Annotated in this window: 17 protein-coding genes and 1 riboswitch; of the genes, 15 read left to right on the top strand and 2 right to left on the bottom strand. The window is 50.5% G+C overall.

Annotated features, from left to right (window positions below; translation table 11 throughout):
- Position 1: 1 nt before the first annotated feature.
- Complete coding sequence (locus DFR42_RS22760; RefSeq protein WP_110257346.1) at positions 2-3,397, bottom strand: DEAD/DEAH box helicase; 3,396 nt, start codon at positions 3,395-3,397, stop codon at positions 2-4.
- 182 nt (positions 3,398-3,579) lie between these two features.
- Here DFR42_RS22760 and tkt point away from each other — a divergent pair, with 182 nt between their 5' ends.
- The 7 genes from tkt (at position 3,580) to DFR42_RS22725 (ending at position 11,366) form a co-directional block, all read left to right on the top strand.
- The gene (tkt, locus tag DFR42_RS22755; RefSeq protein WP_110257345.1) at positions 3,580-5,583 is read left to right on the top strand and encodes a transketolase; all 2,004 of its coding nucleotides are present in this window, start codon (positions 3,580-3,582) and stop codon (positions 5,581-5,583) included.
- A gap of 30 nt (positions 5,584-5,613) precedes the next feature.
- Positions 5,614-6,213, top strand: a complete 600-nt coding sequence (locus DFR42_RS22750) for a GNAT family N-acetyltransferase (RefSeq protein WP_245937052.1) — start codon at positions 5,614-5,616, stop codon at positions 6,211-6,213.
- A gap of 208 nt (positions 6,214-6,421) precedes the next feature.
- Entirely contained in the window at positions 6,422-7,435 is a 1,014-nt protein-coding gene (gene gap, locus DFR42_RS22745) for a type I glyceraldehyde-3-phosphate dehydrogenase (RefSeq protein ID WP_110257344.1), read from the top strand.
- A 130-nt stretch (positions 7,436-7,565) separates the two neighbouring features.
- Positions 7,566-8,246, top strand: a complete 681-nt coding sequence (gene lepB, locus DFR42_RS22740) for a signal peptidase I (protein WP_342766862.1) — start codon at positions 7,566-7,568, stop codon at positions 8,244-8,246.
- 147 nt (positions 8,247-8,393) lie between these two features.
- Positions 8,394-8,861: a BON domain-containing protein gene (locus DFR42_RS22735; RefSeq protein WP_110257343.1), complete on the top strand. Its 468-nt coding sequence runs from the start codon at positions 8,394-8,396 to the stop codon at positions 8,859-8,861.
- A 167-nt stretch (positions 8,862-9,028) separates the two neighbouring features.
- Entirely contained in the window at positions 9,029-9,490 is a 462-nt protein-coding gene (locus tag DFR42_RS22730) for a cache domain-containing protein (protein WP_245937051.1), read from the top strand.
- Between the two features lie 343 nt (positions 9,491-9,833).
- Positions 9,834-11,366: a M57 family metalloprotease gene (locus tag DFR42_RS22725; protein WP_170133643.1), complete on the top strand. Its 1,533-nt coding sequence runs from the start codon at positions 9,834-9,836 to the stop codon at positions 11,364-11,366.
- Positions 11,367-11,470: 104 nt separating this feature from the next.
- Here DFR42_RS22725 and DFR42_RS22720 read toward each other — a convergent pair whose 3' ends face one another.
- Positions 11,471-12,250: an IclR family transcriptional regulator gene (locus tag DFR42_RS22720; protein ID WP_110257474.1), complete on the bottom strand. Its 780-nt coding sequence runs from the start codon at positions 12,248-12,250 to the stop codon at positions 11,471-11,473.
- A 228-nt stretch (positions 12,251-12,478) separates the two neighbouring features.
- On the opposite strand from DFR42_RS22720, the gene DFR42_RS22715 reads away from it, so the two are divergent.
- The 8 genes from DFR42_RS22715 (at position 12,479) to DFR42_RS22680 (ending at position 20,024) form a co-directional block, all read left to right on the top strand.
- Positions 12,479-12,877: a diacylglycerol kinase gene (locus tag DFR42_RS22715; protein WP_110257341.1), complete on the top strand. Its 399-nt coding sequence runs from the start codon at positions 12,479-12,481 to the stop codon at positions 12,875-12,877.
- Positions 12,878-12,885: 8 nt separating this feature from the next.
- Positions 12,886-13,923: a nicotinate-nucleotide--dimethylbenzimidazole phosphoribosyltransferase gene (gene cobT, locus DFR42_RS22710; protein ID WP_110257340.1), complete on the top strand. Its 1,038-nt coding sequence runs from the start codon at positions 12,886-12,888 to the stop codon at positions 13,921-13,923.
- A gap of 26 nt (positions 13,924-13,949) precedes the next feature.
- Complete coding sequence (locus DFR42_RS22705) at positions 13,950-14,717, top strand: adenosylcobinamide-GDP ribazoletransferase (protein WP_110257339.1); 768 nt, start codon at positions 13,950-13,952, stop codon at positions 14,715-14,717.
- A 1-nt stretch (position 14,718) separates the two neighbouring features.
- Positions 14,719-15,267, top strand: coding sequence for a histidine phosphatase family protein (locus DFR42_RS22700; protein ID WP_110257338.1), 549 nt, complete (start codon positions 14,719-14,721; stop codon positions 15,265-15,267).
- A 46-nt stretch (positions 15,268-15,313) separates the two neighbouring features.
- Complete coding sequence (locus DFR42_RS22695) at positions 15,314-15,658, top strand: PilZ domain-containing protein (protein ID WP_110257337.1); 345 nt, start codon at positions 15,314-15,316, stop codon at positions 15,656-15,658.
- A gap of 115 nt (positions 15,659-15,773) precedes the next feature.
- Positions 15,774-16,011, top strand: a riboswitch (cobalamin riboswitch).
- 169 nt (positions 16,012-16,180) lie between these two features.
- Positions 16,181-18,055, top strand: coding sequence for a TonB-dependent receptor domain-containing protein (locus DFR42_RS22690; protein WP_110257336.1), 1,875 nt, complete (start codon positions 16,181-16,183; stop codon positions 18,053-18,055).
- A gap of 140 nt (positions 18,056-18,195) precedes the next feature.
- Positions 18,196-19,251 (top strand): FecCD family ABC transporter permease, encoded by a 1,056-nt coding sequence (locus tag DFR42_RS22685; RefSeq protein ID WP_425450901.1) that lies wholly within the window; start codon positions 18,196-18,198, stop codon positions 19,249-19,251.
- Positions 19,251-20,024 (top strand): ABC transporter ATP-binding protein, encoded by a 774-nt coding sequence (locus DFR42_RS22680; RefSeq protein WP_110257335.1) that lies wholly within the window; start codon positions 19,251-19,253, stop codon positions 20,022-20,024. The genes DFR42_RS22685 and DFR42_RS22680 overlap by 1 nt, the downstream gene beginning before the upstream one ends.
- Positions 20,025-20,043 lie beyond the last annotated feature (19 nt).

The raw sequence follows: 20,043 nt of genomic DNA, 5'->3' as shown, positions 1-20,043 counted from the left end.
TTTAATTCAATGGTTCAAAAATGCCCTGCAAATCTTCTGCAGTCAGTTGCACACTGGCGATTTCACCCTGGTCAAGTATGGCACGTGCCAGGTCTGATTTCTTGATCTGCATTTCCTGTATCTTTTCTTCCAGCGTGCCCTTGGCAATCAGGCGATAGACAAATACTGGTTTATCTTGGCCTATGCGCCAGGCGCGGTCGGTAGCCTGGTTTTCTGCTGCCGGGTTCCACCACGGGTCATAGTGGATGACGGTGTCGGCTGCAGTCAGATTCAGGCCCACGCCGCCAGCTTTCAAACTGATCAGGAATAGGGGGATATCACCTTCCTGGAAGCGGCGTACCACTTCACCACGGTGTTCTGTATCGCCTGTCAGTATGGCGAAGCGCAATTGTTTTTCAGTCAGCGCTTCGGCGATCAGGGCCAGCATGCTGGTGAATTGTGAAAACACCAGGATCTTGCGGCCTTCCGCCAGCAAGTCATCAATCATGCTCAGTAATTCTTCCAGCTTGGCTGACGGTGGCATCTTATCCTTACCAGCTTTTGCAGACTTAGTTGCGCTGGTAGCGTTAGTGGCTTTTGCACCAGTAATCTTGACCAGGCGCGGATCGCAGCATACCTGACGCAGTTTCAACAGCGCATCAAGGATGACGATCTGGCTGCGTGCCACACCTTTCTTGGCGATTTCTTCGCGGACTTTTTCATCCATGGCCAGGCGCACGGTTTCATACAGATCGCGTTGCGCGCCGCTAAGTTCTATGTGGCGCAAGACTTCGGTCTTGGCGGGTAGTTCTGTCGCCACCTTGTCCTTGGTACGGCGCAACAAGAAGGGTTTGATGCGGCGCGTCAGCAAGGCATGGCGCTGGCTGTCACCGAGTTTTTCTATGGGGTGCTGGAAGTCCTTGGTAAATGACTTGATGTCACCCAGCAGGCCAGGCATCAGGAAATTGAATTGCGACCACAGTTCGCCCAGGTGATTTTGCAGCGGTGTACCGGTCAGACACAGGCGGTGATTGGCCTGCAGCAGGCTGGCAGTCTGGCTGGCCTTGGCCTGGGCATTCTTGATGTATTGGGCTTCATCGAGTATCAGCAAATGATAGCGGTGCTGGCGCAGCGCTTCTTCATCGCGTGGCAACAGGGCGTAAGTAGTAAGTACCAGGTCTACCTGCGGGATTTGTTCAAATAATTTACTACGGTCTTTGCCTTGCAAGACCAGCACGCGCAGATCAGGCGTGAAGCGTTGTGCCTCGCTGGCCCAGTTATCCATCAGGCTGGTGGGGGCAACCACCAGTGCCGGCTGGGTCAGGCGGCCAGCTTCTTTTTCCATCAGAATATGGGTCAGGGTTTGTATGGTTTTGCCCAGGCCCATGTCATCAGCGAGTATGCCGGCAAGCTGGTATTCACGCAAAAACTGCATCCATGCGACGCCTTCTTTTTGATAATCGCGCAGGCTGGCCTGCAAACCTGCGGGTGGCGTGATGCTGTTGATACCCCCAAATTCTGCCAGACGCTTGCCAAAGTTTTGCTGGCGTTCGCCACCTATCCAGCGCAAGTGGGTAGTGGCAGACAATTCCGCCAGGCGTGCCGCATCCAGCATGGGCATGCGCAGCTTGTCTCCTTGCTGTTCATTGAAATACAACTCACCCAGGATCAGCAGGATAGGCTTTATGCGTGCATAGGGCAGGGCGACGCGGGTATTGTCAGGCAGGGCCAGCAAGACTTGCTCATCATCGGCGCGCTGGTTCACTTGTTGCAAGCTAAAGTCTTGCGGTGCCTGGCGTATCAGACTGACCAATAAGGGCAGCAATGAAATCTTGGCCTGGTTGACAACGATACCCAGTTCCAGCTCAAACCAGACAGATTGCTGGTTATCTTCATCAACCTCGGCATACCAGTCTTCCACTTCTTGCAGATTGTAGCGGTAATCGTTTTGCTGACGTATATCCCAGCCCTGGCTGATCATTTCAGGCAAGTCTCTTGTTGCAAAATTCAGCCAGGCATTCTGGTCTGGCAGGCAGAGCAACAGTTCTTTTTCATGGCCTGCCACAGCTTGCGCCTGAAAGCCCAGATCCTGCAGGGTTTGCCTGGAACTTAGTTCTGCTGGCAAATCCCTGAGTATTTTTTCCAGGCCATGCTGGCCACGGCGCAGCAAATGATCGCCTGGCTGCTCTGATTCAGCTACTGCGTCTTCATAGGCGAACCTCAGGATGGCGTAATCAGTGCACGTGCCGGATGACGTCAGACTATTCAGTTCCAGCACCGGGCGCATACGGATGTCTGCACGCAATTGTGCTTCCAGTTCTGCCGGTAAGGGAATCAGGTTTTGCAAGCCCATGTCCAGTAGACGGTTGGCTATCGCCTGCCGGGTTTCTGCGCGGCCAACAGCCAGGAGTGGCGCTTCCTGCACCAGGTTGATCAGGGCAGGTAGCGGGAACTTGTTGGTCGCTGCCACATGCAGCTCGCCACAGCTATCTTGTCCTATCAGCCAGGGTGGCTCGGTTGGCAGGATATATGGCGGGGCAGGTGCATCCTCTTCGTTGCTATCGAGTTGCCAGCGCAGGCGCAGGTAGTCATTTTCTTCGTGCCAGGCCAGGTGTGCCTGTTGCAAAGGCTGGTAAGCCAGCCTGGATAAATGATTTTGCTTATTCTCGGTATTGAGCCAATACAGTTTGCCAGCCTTGGCGACACGCTCAAGCAATACCGCACCCATCCGGCCCTTGGGAGAATAATGCGAGTAATAAAACGAATTCATGGTGCACATATTGAATAGTGCCAGCAATTCGTAATCTGCCTCCTGTAAAAAGCTGGCTGACTTCATCATGTCGCGCACAGCCAGTGACAGCTTGGTGTATTTCAGGTCGCCCTTGGCATTCTGCTTGGCCTTGCCGGGTATCAGGCGCACTTCCTTGCTGCCTGCTATGGTGGAAAGGCTGAAAATCAGCATGCCATCTTCCAGCTCGTCTTTGGCAAATTCTGTGTCGGCTAGCGGGGCTGGGGCAGGGGATTCATGCGTGGCAAATTCCAGCTCACGCAACCATTTCTGTTCATTGAAACCCAGTGCTGCATCATTGCCATCAGCATGGCCGGGCTGAGCATGGGCTTTGTTGTGATGGTCGAGGATATTCAGTAAAACTGCCGCCACATGTTTGCAATTATATTCAACCGGGCAACTGCAAGAGCCGTTCACGGCTTCCAGTTTGCCGTTTTCAAATACCAGCTCTATCTCTTGCGCATAAATATTGCGGCCACTGCCCTGGACTTCGCTCTCGACAAAGTCATTGTCAAAACTCCAGCCCCTGACCTTGCTTTCTGTTGCATAACTGATACCACGTATGAACACCTCATGAGGAAATTGCCGGGCAAGTTCGTCGAGGGAGAAGTGACGTTTTTTTGATGACATGCGTAAGCTTTATAGGTAAACCCAGTGATTTTACAGTTTAAAAGAGCAAGTTTGCGCTTCTGAAGCGTCGCAATTGTAGTATGGACCTCATGCTCTGGTAAAATATCGGGTTTTCGCGGGGAGAGTTTCATGTCCCCAGCTCGCAACACTGACCAGTTTTCTCAAGACTACCTTCTGACACCATGATTTCATCTCTTCAGCCAGCAACACTCACCAAAATGGCCAATGCAATTCGTGCCTTGTCCATGGATGCCGTACAAAAAGCCAATTCTGGCCACCCAGGAGCACCTATGGGCATGGCCGATATCGCTGTTGCTTTGTGGAAAGGCTTTTATCGTCACAATCCGGCCAATCCTAAATGGATCAACCGCGACCGCTTTGTGTTGTCGAATGGTCATGGCTCTATGTTGCATTACTCGCTGTTGCACCTGACAGGCTATGACCTGCCTATCGAAGAAATCAAGAATTTCCGTCAACTGCATTCCAAGACTGCCGGTCACCCTGAAGTACATATCACACCAGGCGTGGAAACAACTACCGGCCCACTGGGTCAGGGTATTACCAATGCCGTCGGTATGGCACTGGCTGAAAAACTGCTGGCAGCTGAATTCAATCAGGGTGACCTGAAAGTCGTTGATCATTACACCTATGTATTCATGGGCGATGGCTGCCTGATGGAAGGCATTTCGCATGAAGCCTGCTCACTGGCTGGCACGCTGCAACTGAATAAACTGATCGCTTTCTGGGATGATAATGGCATCTCCATCGACGGTCATGTCGAGGGCTGGTTCACCGACAACACACCAAAACGCTTTGAAGCCTATGGCTGGAATGTGATCCCTGCCATTGATGGTCACAATGCTGAAGCCGTGGCCAATGCGATTGCTGCTGCCAAAACATCTGACAAACCTACCCTGATCTGCTGCAAAACCGTGATCGGCAAGGGTTCGCCAAATATGGAAGGCACGCACAATGTGCATGGTGCCGCCCTGGGCGACAAGGAAATTGCCGCAGTACGTGCGCACATAGGCTGGGAATACCCACCGTTTGAAGTACCGGCTGACGTTTATGAAGCCTGGGATGCCAAAGCAGATGGCGCCAAAGCCGAAGCTGAATGGAATACGCAATTTGCAGCCTACACAACCCAGTTCCCGCAAAAAGCGGCTGAACTGACACGTCGCATGAATGGTGACTTGCCAGCCAACTTCGACGAAGTGGTGGCGAATGCGATTGCATCCTGCGTAGAGAAAAAAGAAAACATCGCTACCCGTAAAGCCAGCCAGAATGCGATCCAGGCATTTGCCCCATCGCTGCCAGAGTTCCTCGGTGGTTCTGCCGATCTGACAGGTTCCAACCTGACCAACTGGAAAGAGTGCGTCGCTGTACGTGGCAACCAGGCTGGTAACCATATCAATTATGGTGTGCGTGAATTCGGCATGAGCGCGATGATGAATGGTATCGCCCTGCATGGCGGTTATATCCCGTTTGGCGCAACCTTCCTGACTTTCTCTGATTACAGCCGCAATGCCATACGCATGGCTGCGCTGATGAAAATCCGTACTCTGTTTGTGTTCACCCATGACTCTATCGGCCTGGGTGAAGATGGTCCTACGCATCAATCCGTTGAGCACGTTTCCAGCATGCGCCTGATCCCTAACCTGGATAACTGGCGTCCATGCGACACAGTGGAATCTGCCGCTGCCTGGGCGCATGCAGTCAAACGCAATGACGGTCCATCGACCCTGATTTTCTCTCGTCAGAACCTGCCGTACCAAGAGCGCACTTCCCAGCAAATCGCTGATATCCAGCGTGGCGGCTATGTCTTGCAAGACGTGGCTGACGCAAAAGCGGTATTGATCGCCACTGGTTCTGAAATTGAACTGGCTGTTAAATCTGCGGCTGAACTGGCACAACAAGGTATTGCGGTGCGCGTGGTGTCCATGCCTTCGACGGACGTATTTGACCGCCAGGATGCGGCTTACAAGGCTGCAGTACTGGGCAAGGGCTTGCCGCGTATCGCCATCGAAGCCGGTGTCACTGACTTCTGGTATAAATATGTAGGTTTGGAAGGTGCCGTGGTTGGTATCGATACTTTCGGTGAATCTGCACCGGCTGGTGTCCTGTTCAAACATTTTGGCTTCACTGTCGACAACGTCGTTGCCAAAGTAAAAGCGACTTTAGTTTAGTATTGACTTAAAACAAGCTGGAAGACGGAATTGACAGACATTACTGTGAGCAGCATCAAAGAGGTCAGCCTGCGTCGTGCTACTGTAGACGACGCAGAGGCGATTGCTGCTGTGCGTGTGGAAAGCTGGCAGGCTACTTACCGTGGCATGATCCCGGATAATTATCTGGACGAAATGCGCGTAGAAGACAGCATGCTGCAATGGCGGCAAATTCTGCAAGCCATGGCGCAGGCAGAAGACCGCATCTGCGTGTATGTGGCTGAGAGCGAAGGCCATATCATAGGCTTCGCTTCCGGTATGATGCTGCCTGAACCCAAGCTGGGCATGCAGGCTGAGCTGACTGCAGTATATCTGCGACCAGCCTGGCAGCGTTCTGGTATAGGCCGTCGCATGGTACAGAAAGTTGCCCGTACCCTGCAGGCGCAGGGTGCAGATAGTTTGCTGGTGTGGGTCATCTCCGGCAATTCCATCGCCCGCAATTTTTATGAAGAGCTGGGCGGCGCGCTGCTGATAGAGCAGGCATTTAGCTGGGATGGCATGGATTTGATGGAAGTGGGTTACGGCTGGCGCGATTTGTCGGTGCTGATGGCATCTGTCAACGCCATGCGTACTTCCGCTTCTTTGCATTGAACGTATTTTTGAAGACCGAAAAGCTCACCACAGAGACACGGAGACAAAGAGGAAAAACAAGAGAAAAACTGATAAATGATGACACGCATAAGCAAAATAGCTTTTGCCGTTCTCTTGCAGTTCTCTGTGTCTCTGTGCCTCTGTGTTGAGAGGTCTTAAAGTTTTACCTATTGTATTTATTGTTGTTTAGTCCTTTGGAGATAAAACCATGACGATTCGCGTCGCAATCAACGGCTATGGCCGTATCGGCCGCAACATCCTTCGCGCTCATTACGAAGGTGGCAAGTTCAAGAACGAGATCCAGATCGTTGCGATCAATGACCTCGGCAATGCAGAATCCAATGCCCACCTGACCCGTTATGACACGGCCCACGGCAAGTTCCCAGGCACAGTCACGGTCGAAGGCGACACCATGATCGTCAATGGCGACAAGATCAAGGTATTTGCAGAACGCAATCCAGCCAATATCCCTTGGGGTGAATTGAATGTCGATGTCGTGCTGGAATGCACAGGCTTCTTCACGACAAAAGAAAAAGCCTCTGCCCATCTGGCTGGCGGCGCGAAAAAAGTCATTATCTCTGCCCCAGGCGGCAAAGATGTTGATGCAACCATCGTCTACGGCGTTAATCACAATGTATTGAAATCCACTGACACAGTGATTTCCAATGCATCCTGCACAACCAACTGCCTGGCACCTCTGGCCAAGCCTTTGAATGATGCCATCGGTATCGTCAACGGCTTGATGACAACTATCCATGCCTACACCAATGACCAGGTGTTGACTGATGTCATGCATGAAGACTTGCGTCGTGCACGTTCTGCCACCATGAGCATGATCCCGACCAAAACTGGCGCAGCTGCTGCCGTTGGCCTGGTATTGCCAGAACTGAATGGCAAACTGGACGGTTACGCAATGCGCGTTCCAACCATCAATGTATCCGTTGTTGACCTGACTTTCGTTGCTGCTCGCGATACTTCTGTTGAAGAAATCAACAAGGTATTGAAAGAGGCATCCGAAGGTGCCCTGAAAGGTATCCTGGATTACAACACAGCACCGCTGGTTTCTGTGGATTTCAACCACAATCCAGCTTCCAGTACTTATGATGAAACACTGACAAAAGTATCTGGCCGTCTGGTTAAAGTATCCAGCTGGTATGATAATGAGTGGGGTTTCTCCAACCGTATGCTGGACACTACTGTTGCACTGATGCATGCAAAATAATCTGCCTAATATGTTGTTCAGATAGTTTTTGCAGCATGCTTAAAAATACCCCGAACTTTCGGGGTATTTTTTTGTCTATTGAGGGTAAGCTTGGTTCAATGAACGATATTTTTTGCTCTGGGAGATAGTTGTGAAACTCAAGAAACTGATTGCCGACAATAAAGGTTTCATCGTACTCATGCTGGGCATGGTCTTTGTGCGCAGCGCGCTGGCTGATTACTATATCGTGCCTACCAGCTCCATGTACCCGACACTGCTGGAAGGGGATCGCGTCATCTGCGACCGTCTGGCCTATGACGTCAAATTGCCGTTCACGGATGTCGTTCTCAAGCATGTGTCTGATCCGCAACGTGGCGATGTGGTTACCTTCTCTTCGCCAGCAGATGGTGTGCGTCTGATAAAGCGCCTGGTCGCTGTGCCCGGTGATGTAGTGGAAATGCGCGAAGAGAAACTGTTCATTAATGGTGTTGCCGCCAGCTATGAACCTCTGGAGCCACGTAGTGACGATCATCTGACACCAAAACGTGAATACAAAGGCCAGCAATTGGTTTTTAGAGAAAAGTTGGGCAGTTTGCAACATGACATGATCGTCATGCCAGAACGCGAAGCTTTGCGCTCTTTTGCTCCCGTCAAAGTCCCTGAGGGCGAATATATGATGCTGGGGGACAACCGTGACAATAGCCAGGATTCCCGCTATATAGGCCTGGTCAAGCGTGAATTGATTACCGGTCAGGTAAAGCGCTTGATGTACTCACTGAATGGGGACCAGTATTATTCGCCACGGTTCGAGCGTTTTGGAGCGAAAATTTAAAAAAAACAGACAGGCGAACACAAGTAAATCAAAAGCCAGTGCCACCCCGCACTGGCTTTTTTATGGCATGCACCAATCCTGAAAATTGTTTAATATGCAAACTGTGATGTAGCAACTTTCATGTTGTAGCCACCAGTCGGAGTGTGCATGTCTCTCACCGCAAATCAAAGTCTGCTCGCTATCGCGTCCCTGATTACCTTGTTCATGGTGACAGCGCAAGCCGAAGAGGCAAGAAGCAATTATTTCAATGATCCTTTCCTCAATGTCACCTCGGCCATCAAGGACTGTCCGGTTCCTGCCGGACCTGTGCTCACCGAGGCACAAGCCAGGGCAGAAGCGCATTCCAGAATAGAGCGCGGCACCAGTTGTTACCACTCAGGGCAATGTCGCCTGCCCAATTCCTATTTGTATGACCAGGAAATTATTCCCAGAGCAAAACGCGCGATAGAGGCAGATGGACGCTTTGCAGAAACCAGCATCTGGATAGAAGGGCAGCGGCGCTTTGTCACTTTGAAAGGCTGCGTACAAACATCTGGCCAGGCAAAAGAACTGGAAAAACTGGTGCGAAGACTGGATGATGTAGAGGGTGTTGTTAATTTGCTTAACTACAAATAAGTTAAAGCACTATGCTGTAGTTGAACTAATTGCAAAGAAAGGCAAATTTATTGCACTGCACAGTGACTATTACTGGACTGTAAAGCGCAAGTCATGAATGATTGGTTCTGCAAAGCAATATTCACTAAGCGTCGGCTGAAATGGCCGGCCACACCAAGGAGAAAGTCATGAAATTAATGAGCAAACTGTTTTTGTTGGCAGTAATGGGTTTCTTTATGTCGTCTTCAGCGATGGCAAGGGAAGAGCGCGGCACGACTGCCCAGGCTCAGGCCATGGTCAAAAAAGGCATTGCCCATATCAAGAAAAACGGTAAAGAAAAAGCGTTTGCCGACTTCAATGATACCGCCAACAAGGATTTTCATGACCGCGACCTTTACCTGTTTGTGTATGACATGAATGGTCAGAGCTTGTCGCATGGTGCCAATCCAAAGATGATAGGCAAGAATTTGTTGGACTTGAAGGTGGAAGGCAAGCCCATCATCAAGGACATGATCACGGCGCTGAAGACCAAGAATGATGGCTGGATTGATTATCAATGGCCAAATCCGGTGACCAAGGCGCTGGAAACCAAATCCAGTTATTTTGAGAAAGTTGATGATTACTTTGTCGGCGCGGGCGCTTATAAATGAACTCTGTCAGCGTCATGATTTGACAAAAAATGCCCTTGGTTCCCAAGGGTTTTTTTTGTGGCAAGCATGTATCTGGCACATCGATATGAAAGTTTTATGCTTGATCTGGCTGCCAGAAATTTGACTTGTTTCCAACTTTCCAGGGTGCCTGGATGCAATAAAACCCCCTTAACATACTTTAACTATTGATCCCGGGTTTGTATCGGATTCACGACAAACACGCTTATTTTGTGGCGTAAAATAATTTAACTGTCTTGTGATTTGCTTTGTCGTTTGTGCTGTTGCGTCAGATTAATTTTTCCCTTATTTCACTAAGAATGCTTTTTATTGAATGGGTAGGATCATGCCAGACAAGACCGTTATTGCAAAACCGTTTTCAGGTGATTACAGGATAGATGTACTGATTGATGACATCAATTATCGCTGGAATGCAGGCAAGACTTTGGGTACTGCTGTAGAAATCAGTTACAGCTTTATCAAGGCGCCAGCTTCTTATGCTTCCGATTCTGACAAGAACGGTTTCAAAGCGTTTACCGCAGAGCAAATGGCAGCTGCCAGAGCTATCTTTACAGAAATTTCCCAGGTGTTGAATGTGACCTTTAAGGAAGTTGCTGACACTGATATCCAGTCCGGCATCAGGCTGGCAAACAATATCCAGGAAAAAAGTGCAGGGTATGCCAAGCTTCCCGTGCCGACGGCTGACGGTACGGCATTTTCTGCTGGCAGTGGCGATCTGTTTATGTCAACCACCTACATGAATGTCAGTTATGAAAAGGGGAGCGAGGCCTACAAGATACTGATACATGAGATAGGACATGCACTGGGGCTTAATCACCCGGGTAACTACAATGCAGGTGAGCCGCCGAGTGCAGAGGCGGGCAATTATCTGGCGACAGCGGAGGACAGTAGTTGGATTTCCATCATGTCCTATAACGCGATCGCGCAAAACCAGCAAGGCGAGTTTTTTGCCACCTACGATATGCTGGCTTTGAAGTATTTGTATGGCAGCAAGGCCTTCCACACCGGTGATGATGTTTATGCCTATAGTGACGTCGATGGGCGTACGCTCAAGATCATCAACGATACAGGAGGTGTTGATACCATAGATGTATCGAAGGTCAGTGCTGCAGTGACCATCAACCTCACGCCGGGATCGTTGAATTCTGTTGGACGCATTGCAAATGGCGATGCAGCGATCAATAATTTGTCCATCGCATTTGATGCAACGATAGAAAATATCATAGGTACAGCTTTTAACGACAAATTGACAGGTAATGCTGCGAGCAATCTCATCCGTGGTGGTGGCGGTGATGATGTGATTGATGGTGGCGCAGGGATGGACACTGCTCAATACTCCGGCCTGAGATCGGCTTTTACTGTGACGGGAAGTGGCAGTGGTTTTACTGTATCCAAGCCAAGTTCGCAGGGGGTAGACACGCTTAGCAATGTTGAACGACTAAAATTTTCAGACCTGTCTGTCGCGCTGGACATCGATGGTATCGCCGGACAGGCATACCGTATCTATCAGGCGGCTTTTGGCCGCACGCCTGATCTGGCGGGTCTTGGTTACTGGATCAAGGACATGGACAAGGGTTCCAGCCTGACAACGGTGGCTGCAGGATTCATGCAATCGAAAGAATTCCAGACACTATATGGCGCCAATCCTTCGGTTGATACTTTCCTGACGACCTTGTACAAGAATATTTTAGGGCGCGTCCCTGATCAGGCTGGCTACGATTATTGGAAAAATGAAATAAGTGCTAATAGAATTAGCTTTGCCGGAACGCTGGCCAGCTTTACTGAAGGGCAGGAAAACAAGGTGAAAGTTATCGGCACCATACAGAATGGTATCGATTTTATTGAGTATCTTGGTTAGAGCAAAAGTATGAGGAAACCCAATATCCCTGTAATAAATTGATGCTCACCGTAACAAGCTTACTGGGGCAGGCTTGCTGGATCTGGAATTCTTTATCGGTTGATTTACCTGCCCTCGACAAAGCCCAGTGTCAATGAAATCTGTCTGGCTGTGTCGGTCAGGTTGCTCAGCCATTCTTCCTGCAAGCGGTCTGCCGGGGCAGAAATCGACAGGCCAGCGATCATTTTTCCACTGTCATCATGGATGCCTGCTGCCATGCAGCGCACACCCAGTTCCAGTTCCTCATTATCCCTGGCATAACCGTTGTCTCTGACTGCGGCCAGTTCTTTTTCCAGTTTGGCCAGGTCAGTAATCGAATTTTTATTATGGCCCGCCAGCCCGGTCCGGGTTGCATAGGCGCGTATGGCCTTGGGTTCATCCAGTGACAGGAATAATTTGCCAGTAGAGGTCAGGTGCAAGGGGGCGCGGCCACCAATGGCACGCACCACCTGCATGCCGGAACGTTCAGAAAATGCCCTGTCTATATACACAATTTCATCGCCCTGGCGTACCGACAGGTTGATGGTCTGGTTAGTCTGGCGGTGCAGGGCGCGCATAAATTCCAGTGCGGCTTCACGCACATTCAGACGGCTCTTGACGATATTGCCCAGTTCAAGCAAGCGCATGCCCAAGCGATAAGAGCCAGTGTCGGCACGGTCTACAAAACGGGTTAGCACCATATCATTCAAGATACGGTGTGCTGTCGATGGATGCAAACCAGTAACTATGGCCAACTCCTTCAGGCTGACAGGATCCTGGTAGCGCGACAGGGCATCCAGCAAGGACACCATGCGCTCTATGACCTGGATGGAAGTTTTGTCTGAAGATGCCGTATCGTTTTTCATATTATGGTTGGTGCGCTGCAATATATAAGTTATACCATAATGTGAAATGTACGTCACGATTTCGTCGCCAAAATGCTGCGTCAGCTTAGGCATATATCAATGGCCCGGTCAATAATCCAACTGGCCATCAGCAAATCTGCTTGTTCCAGACATATAGTCCTGTAAAATTCGCCACCTGAGCGAAGGCAAGTGCTTATGCCTTCTGAGCATATGGTTTAAGGAAGATAAATGTCTGAAAAAGAACAAGCAGTCAGTGAATTTAAAAGCAAAAGTGGTTTGCGCCGCATATTTTCGGCCATCCTGTATTCCATAGATGGTCTGCGTTCTGCCTGGAAAAATGAGCATGCTTTCCGTCAGGAACTGGTACTGGTTGTAACTGGCGCCATCATCGCCCTGATTTTGCCAGTGTCGGCTTTTGAAAAACTGATGATGATTGCGGTATTGATACTGATATTGATCGTGGAATTGATTAACTCTGCGATTGAAGCAGTGGTTGACCGCGTCTCGCTTGAACGTCATACCTTGTCCAAGAATGCCAAGGATTTTGGTAGTGCTGCAGTCTTGTTGACCGTATTGATCGCCCTGGCGACCTGGGTAGTAATTTTGCTGGATCGCTTTTACTACTGATTTCTCTTATGCAAAGTACAAACATAATCGCTATCGCTAATCCAGCACTGGAAGCAGAGCTGGCTGCCGCCATCAATAATAAAACCAAGCCTCCTGGCAGCTTGGGCCGCCTTGAGCACCTTGCTGCGCAAATAGGCTTGATACAGCAGACTACGCAACCTGCATTGCATGAGCCTGCCATCATCGTGTTTGCTGGCGATCATGGTGTTGTGGCAGAGGGTGTTTCTGCTTTCCCTCAGGATGTGACCTGGCAGATGGTTGAAAATTTCCTGGCGGATGGTGCAGCGATCAATGTTTTCGCAAGGCAAAATGCTATTGCCCTGCATGTCGTGGATACCGGTGTCAATCATGACTTTGGTCCACGTGAAAAACTGCTGAACATGAAAATAGCAGGCGGCACGCGTAATTTTGCCAAAGAAGCTGCAATGACGGCTGAACAATGTCAGGCAGCCATGCAAAATGGCGCTGAGTTGGTAGCAGGTTTGTCAGGAAATGTACTGGGTTTTGGTGAAATGGGCATAGGCAATACCACGGCTGCCGCTGCACTCATGCACAAGCTGACGGGTATTCCGGTAGCTGATTGTGTAGGTGCAGGTACTGGTTTGACGACAGAAGGCATACGCCACAAGCAGGCTGTGATAGAGGCAGCAGTAAGCTTGCATGCAGACGCGAACGAGGCCGCAGATGTGCTGGCGACATTTGGTGGCTTTGAAATTGCTACCATGGTCGGTGCGATGCTGGCAGCAGCCCAGCGCCGCATGGTCTTGCTTATTGACGGTTTCATCGTCAGCAGTGCCTTACTGGTGGCGGCGAGAATGCAGGCAAACATACTCGATTATTGCGTGTTCTCACATCAATCAGATGAAAGTGGTCATGCACGCATGTTGCAAGCCTTGCAGGTCAAGCCTGTATTGCAACTGGATTTGCGCCTGGGTGAGGGGACGGGTGCGGCCCTGGTATATCCAATGTTGCAGGCTGCGGTCAACTTCCTGAATCAGATGGCGACTTTTGCTTCGGCACAGGTAAGTGGAAAAAGTAGCGACTAAATAATCCCTATATTGCAGGAGCTGGTTTGCATCAACTACGCCTATTTTTCATTGCCCTGCAATTTTTTACCCGCATTCCCATTCCCGCATGGGTGGGGTTTGAGCCTGACTGGCTGCGCCAGTCTTCGCGCTATTTTCCGACAACTGGCTGGGTAGTAGGAGCAGCGTGTGCTGGCGTCTATATGGTTGCGGCACAGTTATGGCCGCATGCAGTGGCAGTCGTGCTATCTACTATCGCTGGTATCTTGTTGACCGGTGCTTTTCATGAAGATGGCTTTGCCGATGTCTGTGATGGCTTTGGCGGTGGTATGACGCCGGAGCGCGTGCTGGAAATCATGAAAGATTCACGCGTTGGCGCCTATGGTGCCATAGGTATTTTCCTCATGCTGGCCTTGAAGCTGACACTCCTGATCAGCCTGTCTGTATTACTCGTTGTACCTGCATTGTTGCTGGCCCACCCCTTGTCACGACTGGCTTCCTGCAGCCTGATCTGGCTTATGTCTTATGCGCGGCATGAAGGCAAGGCCAAGCCACTCGCGCAAGAAATGAGCCACGTCGAATTCATGATCGCCTGCCTGACTGTGCTATTGCCTGTTGCGGTACTACTGTACTACTTCCCGCTACCCATGCCTTCTGTATTGCTGGCTGTTGGCCTTATGTTATTGCTGACCTGGCGCATGGCAAGTATGTTCCAGCGCAGGATCAGTGGCTTTACCGGTGACTGTCTGGGCGCAACTCAGCAAGTGGCAGAAGTTGCTGTCTATCTGGGTTTGCTGGCTTTCCAGGTGCGTTGACATGCGCTTGCATTTGATCAGACATACCAGGCCACTGATTGCTGATGGACACTGTTATGGGCAAGCTGATATGGATGTTTCCGAGGCAGAATGTCTGGCTTTGGCGGGACAGTTGTCCGCACAATTACAAGCTGGTTTGCCCGTATTTTCCAGTCCCTTGCAGCGTTGTGCCAGGCTGGCGAAATGTTTGCATAATGATCCCCGCTTTGACTTCCGCTTGAAAGAAATCAATTTTGGCAAATGGGAAATGCAGGTATGGGATGCTATTTCTAGGCATGAAATAGATGCCTGGGCTGCAGCGCCAGCGAGTTACAAGCCAGGCGGGTCAGAATCAGCAATTGACCTGGCGCAACGCGTAATTCATTGGCTGGATGATTTACACCAGTTGAATATACCGGAAGCCATTGTGGTGACGCATGCAGGCGTTATACGCATGCTGCTGGCCTGGCGAGATGGCATGAACGCAGAGGAATTGGCACAATTGGTATGCGCGCAAAACTTGACTCTGGCCTTTGGTGGGCATCAGGAAATACTGGTATTCCAGTCATAATGCAGATAGTATTTACGCAAGACTGACAACAAACCATGGTCATCGCATGTTAGAACTCAGGAGATCTCCACGTGTTACCGTAACCTGGCGTGCTGGTGTCAAGTTGCCTGATGGCAGGCTGGTACTTGCCAAAATAGTTAATATTTCCGCCGAAGGCGTGCTCCTGCACACCGCCGAAAACATGATTCCGCAACGCAGTTACCATATGCTGATAGAAATTCCTGGCATCTTTCAAGAAGCCGATATCCATAAGGTCAGTTGCAAAGGTATGGTCAGGCATGCCATCCTCAGTGGCGAGGTTTATCACGTAGGTATACAACTCTCAGAAATGTCACAACTGCATGCTGAACTCGTAGGTGCCTGGATTTCCAAGACGGCGCATCTTGCCTGAATCCGGGCTTGCAACAAGGTAAATTTGCTTTGTTTTCAATCAGTTAATAAACTGATTTGCCTCAGCGCGGCCTCAGTGTTTAAGCGCCTTAACTTGCAGCTACCCCCATCTGTCTATAGAATGGCGGGGTTTTGGTGCTCGTGGATATATTCATATCTACGGTTAAACGGGAAACACTAAGCTTTTGCAAAAGTGTGCTGCCCCCGCAACGGTGTACAAGTTGCTGCGAATTCGGAAGACTTATGTCATTCATGCGCAGCCAGCCATTTTCCAATACCACTGTGCAATGTGCATGGGAAGGTCAGATGGTGATACTTGTCAGCCCGGATACCGGCCAGAATAAGTGAAGCAATACGGACGGGGAACTCGTGAAACAGTAGGGCATGGATTGCCATGTCGCGAATTTTTGTCAGCGCAGACTGCTCTGGTAGCATCGCCGCTAACGACCAATTGTCCTTATTGCTTTGTTCAAAGTAGCCTGCGGGGACGTCGGCCACTTGCTCCATTTTTTTCTGAATTATCATGACATCTGCATTCAAACCGCTCGCCCTCAGCCTGGCCTTGGCCGCTGCATTCCCATCTTCCATCGTATTGGCGCAAACTGCAACTGTAGGCGCTGCTTCCAGTGTGGTGATTACCGCTGGTCGTCAGACACAAGCCGCCAAGGACGTGCTGGCTGACAACGTCGTCATCACTGCTGAAGACATCGCCAAATCCGGCGCTGCTTCTGTTGTTGATCTCTTGCAAAAGCAACGCGGCATAGAAATTACCCGCAACGGTGGTCCAGGCACCTCTGCTTCCGTCTTCTTGCGTGGTGGTAGCAACGCGCAAAACGTGGTGTTGATTGATGGTGTGCGCATAGGCTCGTCCACTACAGGTGGCGCTACCTGGTCTTCCATTCCATTGTCACAGATCGACCGTATCGAAGTCGTGTATGGCCCGCTGTCCAGCCTGTATGGCGCTGATGCCATGGGCGGCGTGATACAGATATTCACTAAAAAAGGCACTGGCGTTATTACGCCTACCGTATCGGCTGGCTTGGGTAGTTATGGCACTCGTAAATTGCAGGCAGGTATTTTTGGTTCTGTGGCCGATAACCTTAGCCTGAGCTTGAATGTGGCGCGCGAAGAAAGTGATGGTTTTTCTGCTACCAAACCTGGCATAGGCGCTGGCAGCTACAACGCAGATAAAGATGGCTACAAGCTGGATAGCTTCAATGGCCGTCTGGTATGGGAAATCAGCAAGGGTTATGAATTGGGCGTCAGTGTTTTGAACAGCCGTAATGACGCACAATATGATTCTGGTGCAACGAGCGATGATCACAACATCGGCAAGCTGGAAACTGTTGCAGTCTTTGGTCGTGGCAAATTCACTGATATATGGTCAGCTTCTTTGCAAATCGCACAAACGGCAGACAAGGGATTCAGTACCGGTTTTGGCTCCAGCCAGATCGATACACGTCAAGACAGCATCAACTTCCAGAATGATATCCGCATTGGTAAAGATGTATTGCAACTGGTCGCTGAAACGCGTGAAGAAAAAGTTGATTCGGTCTCTGGCGCTACCCGCGCCCCAACAAAGGGAATCAACGGCACGAAACGTACAACGAATTCTTTTGCTGCTTCTTATGTTTTGAAACAAGATGCGCATCTGGCCAGCGCCAGCATACGTAATGACCGTAGCTCGCAATATGGTTCCAACACCACAGGTAGCGTAGCTTATGGTTACCGTTTCACTGATGCCTTGCGCGTCAATGCCAGCTACGGTACCAGCTTCCGCGCACCGACTTACAATGAGTTGTATTACCCAAATTATGGTGTTGCCAGCAATAAGCCTGAAAAAGCAAAAAATGCAGAAATCGGCATTTATTTCGAACAAGGCGATACGCAATTAAGTGCTGTGTATTATCAGAATAAGGCAACTGATTTGCTGGTTTCTGCTGGTTCCGGGGATTGCCCTGCTGGTTATACTTTTGGTTGTGCTAAAAATGTCAATAAGGCTACTTTATCTGGCCTGACAATGGGCGGCACCACTCGTTTTGCTGACCTGACATTGCGCGCCTCCATCGACATCCAGGACCCTAAAGACGACACGACAAACAAGCGTCTGGCACGTCGCTCGAAACAGCATGGTACTTTGGCGGCAGAGTATTCCTTTGCAAACGCAAAAGTCGGCGTGGAAACCATTTTCTCTGGCGATCGTTATGATGACGCAGCTAACAACCGATTATTGAGTTCTTATAATTTGCTGAACCTGTATGCAACCTATGAAGTCGCAAAAAACACGACGGTACTGGCACGCTGGAATAATGCTCTTAACAAAGACTACGAACTGGCAAAAAATTATGCTACAGCCGGTTCCAATGTATTTGTTGGCGTGAACTACGGCTTTAAATAAGTCTGCAATTGCTGTGTAGCGATGCGGCTGATTTGCTGTATCGCTTATCACATTGCAAGTGGATAGCCTGATGTGCAGGTCTCAATTTTCAAAAGACGCTGCACATCAAAACCTGTTTTTCCTTTTGGATCAGACTGATGATGGCATCTTTTTTTTCTGCACTGCAGCGCAAGCAATCCCCCAGGATGGCGGTCGCTCAACGTGCTGGTCTGGTTCTCCCTATTTTATTCGCCGCCGCTGTAGGCAGCATATTGATTGCCTGCGTCTGCGGTTCAGTGTCCCTGAGCTTTGTCGAGCTGTGGCAAGCTTTGCTGGAATTGCTGCGCGGCCCACCAACTACTTTGCCTGGCAGCCTGCTGGATTTGCGCCTGGGCCGTGCATTGACTGGTTTTGTGACCGGTGCCACGCTGGCACTGGCTGGCGTCATGATGCAGGCGCTATTACGCAATCCGCTGGCTGACCCGTATGTCCTCGGTATATCTGGTGGCGCATCTGTTGGTGCGCTGGCGACCATCTTGTTTTTCGGTGCATTCTGGCTGGTCGATGTGGCTGCCTTTGCCGGCGCGATTACCGTTGCGCTCTTGTTATTTGGCCTGGCTTACCGCGACTTGCGCGGTGCGGGTAGTACCGATGGTAGTGCACCTATTCTGCTGCTGACAGGCGTCATCGTCGCTACCGGTTGCGGTGCCATCATTACCCTCATGCTGTCGATTGCGCCAGACAGCCGCTTGCGCGGGATGGTGTTCTGGATGATAGGTGATCTGTCGAATACCCAGTCACGCTATCTGCCCTGGTTGATACTTGGCGCCATCTTGCTGTTCGTCATGCGCAATGCGCGTTCGATTAATGTCGCAGCCATGTATGCCGACAATGCCAGCACCCTGGGTGTCAATATTGGTCGTCTGCGACAACTGCTGTTTTTATGTTCTGCCTTGCTGACTGCAAGTGCCGTCAGTAATGCAGGCAGTATAGGTTTTGTTGGCCTCATCATGCCGCATATCTGCCGTTTTGCCTGGGGGCCGGATCACCGATTGCTGGCACCTGCTGCGACCCTGGCTGGTGGCTGTTTCCTGGTGTTGGCAGATACAGTGGCCCGTACCGTGGTCGCGCCACAGCAGTTGCCGGTCGGCGTCATTACAGCCCTGGTAGGTGTACCCATGTTCCTGCTGCAATTGCATCAGTTGCGGAGGCGTTGATGGATATCCGCAACCTGAATTTATCGGTAGGCAAGCGCGTGCTGGTGCGTGATCTCAACTGGCAAATACAGCCAGGTGAATGCTGGTGCATCATAGGCCGCAATGGCGCTGGTAAAAGTACCTTGCTGCGCACGCTTGCTGGCCTGCGTCCCATAGAAAGTGGCCAGGTCTATTTGCGTGATAAACCTTTGCAAGACTGGGCATTGACGGCCCTTGCCCGTGAGCGTTCTTTCTTGCCGCAGGGCAGGGTAGATGCCTTTGGCTATTCTGCGCTGGATACTGTACTCAGTGCCCGTCATCCCTACCAGAATTCGCATTACTGGGAAAATAATGACGACATGGATCTTGCCATGGCTTCCCTGCGTGAAATGGATGTCGCCGACATGGCAGAGCGCGATGTGCGCAGCCTGTCTGGTGGTGAAAGACAGCGCGTTGCGATTGCTGCCTTGCTGGCCCAGGATGCGAAGTGGATGTTGCTGGATGAGCCGGCGAGTGCGCTTGATCTTGGACACCAGGTCAGCGTCATGCAATTGTTTGCCAGCTTGTGCAGTAAAGCAGATGCACAACAAAACAAGGCTGTCGTCATGGTCAGCCATGACCTCAATATGGCTTATCGCATTGCCACTCATGCCCTGTTGCTGATGGGTGATGGTAGCTGGCAAGCCGGGCCAGCAGATGACATATTCAGTGCATTCCAGCTCAGTCTCTGTCTGGGACACCCGATAGAACGCTTCACCCATGGCGGGCAAACCATATTCTTGCCGAAAAACTGAAAAATAAAGACAGACAATC

The organism is Undibacterium pigrum, assembly GCF_003201815.1.
In the GTDB taxonomy this organism is placed as follows: Bacteria; Pseudomonadota; Gammaproteobacteria; order Burkholderiales; family Burkholderiaceae_D; genus Undibacterium; species Undibacterium pigrum.
This window is presented reverse-complemented; position numbering and strand designations above follow the sequence as displayed.

Bases quoted from the DNA above. Each gene is read 5' to 3' on its own strand.
- DFR42_RS22700 (WP_110257338.1), top strand. From the start codon at position 14,719: ATGCGCTTGCATTTGATCAGACATACCAGGCCACTGATTGCTGATGGA.
- DFR42_RS22730 (WP_245937051.1), top strand. From the start codon at position 9,029: ATGAAATTAATGAGCAAACTGTTTTTGTTGGCAGTAATGGGTTTCTTT.
- DFR42_RS22680 (WP_110257335.1), top strand. From the start codon at position 19,251: ATGGATATCCGCAACCTGAATTTATCGGTAGGCAAGCGCGTGCTGGTG.
- gap (WP_110257344.1), top strand. From the start codon at position 6,422: ATGACGATTCGCGTCGCAATCAACGGCTATGGCCGTATCGGCCGCAAC.
- DFR42_RS22760 (WP_110257346.1), bottom strand. From the start codon at position 3,397: ATGTCATCAAAAAAACGTCACTTCTCCCTCGACGAACTTGCCCGGCAA.
- cobT (WP_110257340.1), top strand. From the start codon at position 12,886: ATGCAAAGTACAAACATAATCGCTATCGCTAATCCAGCACTGGAAGCA.
- DFR42_RS22735 (WP_110257343.1), top strand. From the start codon at position 8,394: ATGTCTCTCACCGCAAATCAAAGTCTGCTCGCTATCGCGTCCCTGATT.
- DFR42_RS22685 (WP_425450901.1), top strand. From the start codon at position 18,196: ATGGCATCTTTTTTTTCTGCACTGCAGCGCAAGCAATCCCCCAGGATG.
- DFR42_RS22715 (WP_110257341.1), top strand. From the start codon at position 12,479: ATGTCTGAAAAAGAACAAGCAGTCAGTGAATTTAAAAGCAAAAGTGGT.
- DFR42_RS22695 (WP_110257337.1), top strand. From the start codon at position 15,314: ATGTTAGAACTCAGGAGATCTCCACGTGTTACCGTAACCTGGCGTGCT.
- tkt (WP_110257345.1), top strand. From the start codon at position 3,580: ATGATTTCATCTCTTCAGCCAGCAACACTCACCAAAATGGCCAATGCA.
- DFR42_RS22720 (WP_110257474.1), bottom strand. From the start codon at position 12,250: ATGAAAAACGATACGGCATCTTCAGACAAAACTTCCATCCAGGTCATA.
- DFR42_RS22725 (WP_170133643.1), top strand. From the start codon at position 9,834: ATGCCAGACAAGACCGTTATTGCAAAACCGTTTTCAGGTGATTACAGG.
- DFR42_RS22690 (WP_110257336.1), top strand. From the start codon at position 16,181: ATGACATCTGCATTCAAACCGCTCGCCCTCAGCCTGGCCTTGGCCGCT.